The organism is Moorena sp. SIO2C4, assembly GCF_010672485.1.
Taxonomy (GTDB): domain Bacteria; phylum Cyanobacteriota; class Cyanobacteriia; order Cyanobacteriales; family Coleofasciculaceae; genus Moorena; species Moorena producens.
The window spans coordinates 1-7,844 of record NZ_JAAHGN010000265.1 but is presented as its reverse complement, the minus strand read 5'-3'; the positions used below and the strand labels follow the sequence as shown (position 1 = coordinate 7,844).

Below are 7,844 nucleotides of genomic sequence, written 5' to 3'. Positions count from 1 at the left end.
TGGCGACCTCTATTTTTCCTGGCTCCGGCCTGGTTAAACAAGTAACCCCATTGAAGCAAGAATCCCCGTCCTTCCAGGGCGGGGAGTGTCAACAGAATCGCGATTGCCAATACCAACAGCTCGTATTACTATACCCTCGCCCTGTAACCTTTTTGCTTCCCGTTGCAGCCACCAAGCGTATTCGAGACTGTCGAAATCTCCAAGTTGGGGCCAGACAAGTACCAGCTGGCGGGTGGCTGACTCACAACCGCTCAGAAGTGGCAGGATGACTCCATCACTTACCCGCTGGCACTGGGTCTGATTTAAGATTGTGTAAGGATTCATGTTCAACCGGTTGTTTTAAGGGGAATGTGGTATTAAAAGTAAAGCACGCTTCGACATTGGTTTGAGCTTTGCGATGAAGCGTTCGCGTAGCGTGGCCTACGGCCTCAGCTTCCGCGCTTATGCGATCGCTTCTTCTATAATTTGTTGAATTGCTGCTAAATCAGGAGGCTGTTGGTGGCTCTCCATTCCCAGCCAAAGCAGATACTCAATATTACCACCAGGTCTACTCAAATTGCTGCCTCAATTAAAGGTATTTATCTGCCTTGATCGTAAATTCGGGACTTACTTCAAAGTACCATCGAGTTGAGCCTGGTACGATCGCCGATCAACTGAATGAGTGAGCGAACCATAACGGATCTTATTTCGTGCTTAAAGGGTATATGTGAGCGAACGGGCTTTGAATATAATGGACATTGGGTATCAAGGGAATAGATAGCTATCCACCAGGGATAGGAGGTTTAATATGGTGTCAGCACCTACTGAAGAACCAGCAATCATTCGGACAGAGCGGGGATTGACAATCGCAGGTACACGCATCACTCTTTACGACGTGATGGATTACCTGAAGGCTCAGTATCCACAACAGTTGATCTGTGAAAAACTAAGTCTTAATAATCATCAGATTCGTTCAGCGCTAGCCTACATTGAAACTCATCATGTTGAGTTTGAAGCGGAATACCAAGAATGTCTCCAAACAGCAAAGGAAATTCGGCAATATTGGGAAGAGCGAAATCGAGAACGATTTGCCAAGATCGCAGCAATGCCTCCGAAGCCAGGTCAGGAAGCCCTCCGTGCAAAACTCCAAGCATGGAAAGCGCGAATTGAAGCCCAGGCATAGCCATGAACTTTCTGATTGACTACAATTTAACTGGCGATGCTGTTCTATTTTGGGGAACACTATCGGCTGAAGGATGGCTGGAACTATTACCTATTCGCTTCTTTACATTTCAGGACGCTGACTTGCCAATGGATAGTAGCGATCGCGCTGTTTGGCACTTTGCTCAGAGCAACCAAATGATCCTGATTACCGCTAACCGAAATATGATAGGAGTTGACTCTCTAGAGCAAACAATTCGTGAGGACAATACACCAACTTCGTTACCAATTCTGACAATTGGTAACCCAGATCGACTTGACGAAAGTAGTTATCGGCAAAAATGCGCTACCCGATTGATTGAAATTGTGCTTGATCTGGAAAACTACCTGGGAGTCGGTCGAATTTTTATTCCGTAAATTCTTCAGGGTGGTAGATCCTTTTGGGTATTTATAAAAACTCAAATACGAGCCAGATAGCGTCCTTAATCTTACGTGCTGTTTTACTTAACCGGAAAAAAGCGATTGATTAGTACAACAAAATTGGGTAATAAAGGAGAAGTCAACTCATCCTGATCAAATAAGGTAGCAACTAGAGTTAATTTCCCCTTGTCTCGGCGATATACCTCTACTTGCTTACGAAAACGATCCACAATCCAATATTCTTTTACCCCTTGAATTGAATATAATTTGACTTTAATTTCGCGGTCGCGTTTTTCATTTTCTTTACCAATAGAAATTACTTCCACAACTAATTCAGGTGCTGCGGTCAGATGTCCAGCTTCATCTTCTATTTGAGCTAATCTTTCTTGGCTTACCCACACTACATCAGGAATCACATTATCGGCATCTGAGAAGATAATTCCGGGAGTAATAATGGTTTCACCATTACCTGTTGATTCTGACCAATTATTCAAATAACTAAAAATTCGGCCACAAATTTGTTGATGTCGTCGGTGAGGCGTTCGAGTCACAAATAATTCTCCTTCAATTATTTCGTATATTGTCCCTTCAGAGTGAGGCAATAGTTCTAAATCATCGATTATCCAACTGACTCGATCAATCGTTTCAGTCATACCAATTCTCCTGATTTCATCTGTCTTAATTTTATCAAAATGCAGATAAGCTAATATCATGTCGGGATAATTACCCTTAATAAAAATCTCCGCCATCTCCCCATCTCCCCACACTTCCCACCCTCCCCACACTTCCCACCCTCCCCACACTTCCCACCCTCCCTCTAATTATGGGTATTCAACCTGACTTGATATAATCCCTCATCCTGAGGGGGAGGGTGTTGCGCCACCCTTAAGTCATTCATCACCTCATTCACCCCCTTAATCGCCTTCCGCACTTGACAACGTGTCGGTATGGTGGGGTTCATAGCTCGAACTGTTCTGGATCTATGCCCTTTGCTTTTAATTGCGATCGCAAGGCTTGCAACGAAGCTTCTGCCTGTTCTGCCCGTTGTGATGCCTGTTGTTTTTCCAGCCTTTCGAGCTCTAAAGCTTCCTCCGCTTGCTCTAAAGCTTCTTCCGCTTGCTCTGCCCGTTGGCGTTCCTGTTCTTTTGCCAGCCTTTCGAGCTCTGCTTGTTGTTGAGCGAGATCTTTGAGCTCAATAATTTCCAAATAAGTAGCAAAACGTTCACCATTGGGATAATACAGCACCAATTGAGATGCTACTAACTCAAACCTAATTCCTAAACGGGGACTAACCCAACCTGGCATCTGGGGGATGGGTTCTAGTTTTTCTGCTGAACGTAGCCAGCCTTTTAGTTTTGTCCGATTTGGATCATAGAGATAGTACTCTTCTACTCCATGATTCTGGTAAAACTTGAGTTTATCCTCTTCTAATTCCTTGATGGTGTTCGTTTCTGATGCTATTTCAAAGGTCACGTGGGGATTAAGGTTATCTTCAACCCAGGTTTTGTAGGAACGCCGATGCCCTTTGGGTCTACCGACAACCACCATCACATCGGGGGCTTGGTTGATTTTAGGTTGTCCTTGTTCTGGATACCACAACAAATCCCCGGCAACGAACACATTGGCGTCATCTTTGAATAGGGCTTCCAGGCCATACTTAATCGTAGTAATTAGTTCAAATTGAAGGGTATTGTCCGCCAAGGGTTTGCCATCACTTTCGGGATAGAAGATGTCATCGGTAGTGGGTTGGAGCTGCTGAACCATAAGGAAAAACCTTTACCAGAGCTGATAAGCCTATTCTATCTTATACTCAGATCTTGAACCAAGTTTAAAATTTATCTGTAAAGGTAGGGAAATTCGGATCAGTAAACAGGGAAAAAATCCTGTGTACCTCATTACTATGATAAATGCTATATTAACCCGAAATGACGTTATTTATTGAGAGCATTCATTGCCAATATAGCTGTTGCAAAAGCCATTTTTAGCCTAGGTAATCTGCGGGATTTAGACCACTTTTGCAAAACGTCTAATCAGGGCATCTTCATTCAGGACTGGATGTTATTGCGTGCTTTCTGCTTAATATCAGGAAAAGTGCTGGGGGAGAATTCACCCCGTTCAGCCGCTTCTATTCTCGGCTTGAGAAAGGCAGACAGTTGAGCCAGGGCTTCTTCGGAGCTTAGTTCTGGGTTGATGGGCACATCAGGCAGAGAGCGTTCAAGCACATATTCCTTAATCGTTTTGCCGCTCAGGGCTGCGTTCGCGAAGCGGTTCTAAAGGAACATCGCTTTGAGCTTCTGATGCTGTTCTGGGGTAACCAATCCCCACGGCGCTTATGCCGGGGGCTTTTAGTAGCCCTGTACAATATCTGTTAGAGAACAGGATAAGTACGAACCTCCGGGCAGGGTTACACTCTGCCCCAGCATTTTAATCATCATAGAACCATTGAAATCAGCATCTCCAATCCATCCACAAGCACTACACTTGTAGCGTTTTCGGGACCTATAAGACTTGCCTTTTACTGGATGGATATGCAGGCACTTGTGGCACGTTTGAGAGGTATAGCGAGGATTGACGAAGATGACTTCTACCCCAGCTTCTAAAGCCTTGTACCGTATAAATTCTCTAAGCTGATAAAAAGCCCAACTGTTAGACCTTCTTTTTTCGGTCTTAGACCTTGGCTGTAGGTTCGTCCTCTCTCTGATACCTGTCAAATCCTCCAGAGCGATAACTGCTCCTTGAGACTTTGCTGATTCAACAATAGCCTTGCTTACATTATGGTTAACCCAAGTCTGAAAACGTCTTTCTTTGCCTGATAGCCGTTTCTGAAGTTGGCGACATCTGCGTCTACTACTTCTTGTGCCCTTCGAGGCTTTCTGTTGAATTTGTCTTCTTACTCTGGCAAATTTGTCTCTAGTTTCCGTTACTTGCTTGCCAGAAAAACTCAGGTTTTCACTAGTAACAGCGATCTCCGTGCGCCCTAAGTCTACTCCAATAACCTTTTCTCTTTTTTGAGGTAATGGAGCTTTTTCCTTAACTTGGATATGAACATAATACTGACCATCACGATGCTTGCATAGTTGAGCGGAGGTAGGTTGCTTGCCTTTGAGTTTGCCAATTTGGTAGTTACCAATCTGCAAGGTAAATCTCTCTCTGCCACCTACTAAAGTTAAGCTAACAGTTTGATCTTTTTCTCTGTAACTGAAAATTCTGGCATCATAATCAGCACTAGTAGGACTGAAATTTGATACAGGCTTGTTTTTATGTTTAGCTGTTTTTCTGTTTGCAGCCACACGTCCACAAACTCTTACCGCTAAATTAGCGCTTAAGTTATAGGTTTCCCTGATGTATTTGTAAACCTGAGCCTGTATCGTGTTTTTGCTGGTTATGGAGGATTTTACGACAGCATTGGTATAGTTGCAAGCATCCGCAAACCCCTTAAGTGTGGCCTCAATCTTGTCGGCTTGCTGGGGTGTCGGTTGAATCTTGCAAACTATTGTTAATACTGTGGTTTCCATCTCCATAAATTCACTTGTGAGTATCTATTGCTATTATACATCAAGATTTTGGATATTCCGGAAGATTTCGCCGCCAACCTCGGGCTTTGTCCGACGCTACGCGAACAAGGGTATTGAACCCATTGACCTGCTTGTCACGCTGCGCGAACGGCTGGCTGCGGGGGATTATCCCTCCCTATGCCTTTAGGCATAGGGAGGGATAATCCCCCAGACCCCCTATTTTTGGTGATCTCAATCGAAAGCCTAGGCATGGGAAATCCCTATGTTGTTCTTGAACAACATTTCTGGAATAACAACTTTTGTTGCTTTTACGCAGTCGGGAACAGCGGATCTGGGAACAGGGGATCTCGGAACAGGGCAAAGTGGACAAGAATTGACCCAAAGCCATACAGCGTGGTCTTGGGGGTTCCCCCCACGGGAGTTTAGTTTATCCGAAGACCTTGCTGCATCACTACTCTGTTCTCCCTACTCCCTACTCCATGCTTCCCTCAAGGTAATCCCGGTAAGTGTGGTTATCGACACTAAGAGCCTAACACTAACTAATCTCAGCTCATATCCTGAGTTGGCGAAGCCTATCGAGAGAGATTCACCTTTTGAGTTTTATTAATGGGTACAATTGCTCTGAAGCTTATCTGATGGTGGTCTTGAGAGGATTACACCTAGAGTTTTAGAGGAATGCGATCGCTTTTAGCGTGGCCTACGGCCAATCGCGTAGCGTGACCTGCATGTCAATCGCAAAAATAAACCCAAATTACACATGGGTACAGTTTCCCGGAAGCAATTGCTGTAACCCGAATTTAAAAAGGGTTTTATGGGTTGTTAACCCCATTAGTATGGAGGAATTTAAGTTAAATGCGATCGCTTTTAGCGGAAGCTTCGCTTCATCGCATAGACTTTTGCTCAAAACTCAGCTGCGAACCTAGGGCTGGTAGCCCACTGAAAAGTGGAAACCATTCTCTTGTAGTGAATTTCCCCGGTTGTTGACCTCAATCAAGGGGATACCATAGTCTAGGCGCAAATCTAAACCAGAGATAATCTGCGATCGCAAACCTACTCCCAAGCTAGCAATGGTGGCGGGGTCAGGGTCAGGATCTAGATTATTCCAAGCTGTACCGATTTCAAAAAAAGGGGCTAGTTGTAGCCTGGTGGGGTCTGAGGTGAGAGGGATGCGGAGTTGTACGGAACCCAAGATACCGTTATCAGCAACCAGTTGGTTTTGTCGATAGCCTTTGATAGTATCCACGCCACCGATACTGAAACGTTCTAGGGAGAGCAAAGAATCTGGGGTTAACTGAGCATTAATTTGTGTGATCAGCGTCGTTCTCGGTGACAACTGTTGTACCAATTGGAATTGTCCCAACCAGCTAAAGAATCCCCCGTCAGTCCCACTATTGTTGATAGTTGCATCAAAGGCACCTAACCCAAAACTAAACTGAGAGCGAGCAGCTAATATCCGACTAGGGCTACTACGGTCTATCCAATCTTGAGAAAATCGCAATACCGTTACCTTGGATTCGCCGTCTTCTGGACCAACTGAGAAAGAAAAGGGTTCCCCGAGTAAAAAGGTTTGACTGCGACGCAAGTCTAGGGCTAAACTCAGAGCAAATTCAGTTTCTGGGGAGCGGAATATCGGTTGGCGAAAACTAACAGAAAAGGTGCGAGTTTCGCTTTCGATATCAAACTCCTCAAATTCATCTTCGATAATGCCGCTGTCGCTGTTGTTGTAGCGTACACTGAGGGTGCCATTGTAGGGATTGACGGGGATAGAATAGTTGATATCGTAGAGGTCTAGCCCTTCGGTAAAGCTGTATTGAGTGCTGAAGCGATCGCCAAAACCCAAAAGATTATCATGGGCAACAAACAGCCTGGTTTGTAGTGAACCAATGCTGGGAGATTGGTTGTTGGCGGTAGAAATACCAGCGTGAAAGGCAGACGCTTCTTTGAGTTTGACTTGCAAAATATTGCTACCAGAGCCGCTTCCTGCAGTTAACTCGGCATCCACTTGATTGAGTAAGGGGTCAAGTTGCAGCAGTTTCAGGGCTTCTTCTAAGCGGCTTCGGTTTAATGGTGGGTGAGTGGCTAGTTCAAGGCGACTGCGCACATATCCTTCCCGCAGACGGTTTAATCCCTCCAGTTCAATCCGTTCTAAGTCACCCTCAACCACCTGGATTTTCACAACACCTTTGCTAAAGTCTTGGACGGGCAAAAATGCGCCAGAGGTGATGTAACCATTTTTAATGTAGAGCTCAGTAATGGCAGAACGCAGTTGAAGCAACTCCTCAAACCTTACTTCACGGTTCTCATATGGTTTTTTTTTATCTGCAATTTCGTCTTGCAAAACCGTATTTCCCAACACCTCTACTTCTGTGACGAAGAATGGCACACTGGGTGGAATTGTAACTTCAGGGAGTTGGGGAGAGGAAGGAATTCCCAGGTTTGGCTGAGGTTGTGATGCTGGAGATTCTTCACGAACAGGAGGAGGTAAATCGGATGGCTTGGGAATGGTTTCCTCAATCCTCTCAGGGGTGGTGGGGGGAAGGTTCACTCCTGGGGGTGGAGTAGACTGAGCCACTGCTCCCATAGTTAGGCTCACGATGGGAATAATACTAGAGCCTGAAATTAGAATAATCGATTTCAGTATAAGATACATACTTTCAGCTTTGTTAGCATTGCTGAATCTTCGGATGAATAGGAGTGGGGTGGGCATCCTGCTTGCTCGGGAATGAAACAGGCAAGAAGCCTGAGATCGGAAGAGGGGCGGGTAGGGAA

At 45.1% G+C, this 7,844-nt stretch carries 8 protein-coding genes and 1 pseudogene; 3 read left to right on the top strand and 6 right to left on the bottom strand.

The window, feature by feature from the left end:
• Positions 1–93 precede the first annotated feature (93 nt).
• Positions 94–324 (bottom strand): annotated as a pseudogene (locus tag F6K20_RS40675) (hypothetical protein); the annotation flags it as partial.
• A gap of 463 nt (positions 325–787) precedes the next feature.
• Between F6K20_RS40675 and F6K20_RS15600 the strand changes: the two are divergent.
• Both F6K20_RS15600 and F6K20_RS15595 read left to right on the top strand, forming a co-directional pair.
• On the top strand, positions 788–1,162 hold the full coding sequence (locus F6K20_RS15600) for a DUF433 domain-containing protein (RefSeq protein ID WP_008189779.1): 375 nt from the start codon (positions 788–790) through the stop codon (positions 1,160–1,162).
• A gap of 2 nt (positions 1,163–1,164) precedes the next feature.
• Positions 1,165–1,557, top strand: a complete 393-nt coding sequence (locus tag F6K20_RS15595; protein WP_287295250.1) for a DUF5615 family PIN-like protein — start codon at positions 1,165–1,167, stop codon at positions 1,555–1,557.
• Between the two features lie 83 nt (positions 1,558–1,640).
• Here the strand turns inward: F6K20_RS15595 and F6K20_RS15590 are convergent, their stop codons facing one another.
• The 4 genes from F6K20_RS15590 to F6K20_RS15575 all read right to left on the bottom strand — a co-directional run bounded on the left by F6K20_RS15590 (position 1,641) and on the right by F6K20_RS15575 (position 5,081).
• Positions 1,641–2,213, bottom strand: coding sequence for a Uma2 family endonuclease (locus F6K20_RS15590; RefSeq protein WP_287254870.1), 573 nt, complete (start codon positions 2,211–2,213; stop codon positions 1,641–1,643).
• A 304-nt stretch (positions 2,214–2,517) separates the two neighbouring features.
• Positions 2,518–3,324 (bottom strand): Uma2 family endonuclease, encoded by an 807-nt coding sequence (locus F6K20_RS15585; protein ID WP_287295248.1) that lies wholly within the window; start codon positions 3,322–3,324, stop codon positions 2,518–2,520.
• Positions 3,325–3,605: 281 nt separating this feature from the next.
• A complete protein-coding gene (locus tag F6K20_RS15580) occupies positions 3,606–3,809 on the bottom strand; it encodes a type II TA system antitoxin, ParD family (protein ID WP_287295252.1) in 204 nt (67 codons plus the stop codon).
• A gap of 96 nt (positions 3,810–3,905) precedes the next feature.
• Entirely contained in the window at positions 3,906–5,081 is a 1,176-nt protein-coding gene (locus F6K20_RS15575) for an RNA-guided endonuclease InsQ/TnpB family protein (RefSeq protein ID WP_008189792.1), read from the bottom strand.
• A gap of 256 nt (positions 5,082–5,337) precedes the next feature.
• Between F6K20_RS15575 and F6K20_RS15570 the strand changes: the two genes are divergently transcribed.
• Positions 5,338–5,682 carry a hypothetical protein gene (locus F6K20_RS15570; protein WP_287295246.1) on the top strand — a complete coding sequence of 115 codons (345 nt, stop codon included), beginning with the start codon at positions 5,338–5,340 and terminating at the stop codon, positions 5,680–5,682.
• A gap of 312 nt (positions 5,683–5,994) precedes the next feature.
• On the opposite strand, the gene F6K20_RS15565 is transcribed toward F6K20_RS15570, so the two are convergent.
• A complete protein-coding gene (locus F6K20_RS15565) occupies positions 5,995–7,725 on the bottom strand; it encodes a ShlB/FhaC/HecB family hemolysin secretion/activation protein (protein WP_287295244.1) in 1,731 nt (576 codons plus the stop codon).
• Between the last annotated feature and the right edge of the window lie 119 nt (positions 7,726–7,844).

What these genes read in the sequence shown, in the direction of transcription:
- F6K20_RS15600 (WP_008189779.1), top strand. Translation starts at nt 788, where the DNA reads ATGGTGTCAGCACCTACTGAAGAACCAGCAATCATTCGGACAGAGCGG.
- F6K20_RS15595 (WP_287295250.1), top strand. Translation starts at nt 1,165, where the DNA reads ATGAACTTTCTGATTGACTACAATTTAACTGGCGATGCTGTTCTATTT.
- F6K20_RS15590 (WP_287254870.1), bottom strand. Translation starts at nt 2,213, where the DNA reads ATGACTGAAACGATTGATCGAGTCAGTTGGATAATCGATGATTTAGAA.
- F6K20_RS15585 (WP_287295248.1), bottom strand. Translation starts at nt 3,324, where the DNA reads ATGGTTCAGCAGCTCCAACCCACTACCGATGACATCTTCTATCCCGAA.
- F6K20_RS15575 (WP_008189792.1), bottom strand. Translation starts at nt 5,081, where the DNA reads ATGGAGATGGAAACCACAGTATTAACAATAGTTTGCAAGATTCAACCG.
- F6K20_RS15570 (WP_287295246.1), top strand. Translation starts at nt 5,338, where the DNA reads ATGTTGTTCTTGAACAACATTTCTGGAATAACAACTTTTGTTGCTTTT.
- F6K20_RS15565 (WP_287295244.1), bottom strand. Translation starts at nt 7,725, where the DNA reads ATGTATCTTATACTGAAATCGATTATTCTAATTTCAGGCTCTAGTATT.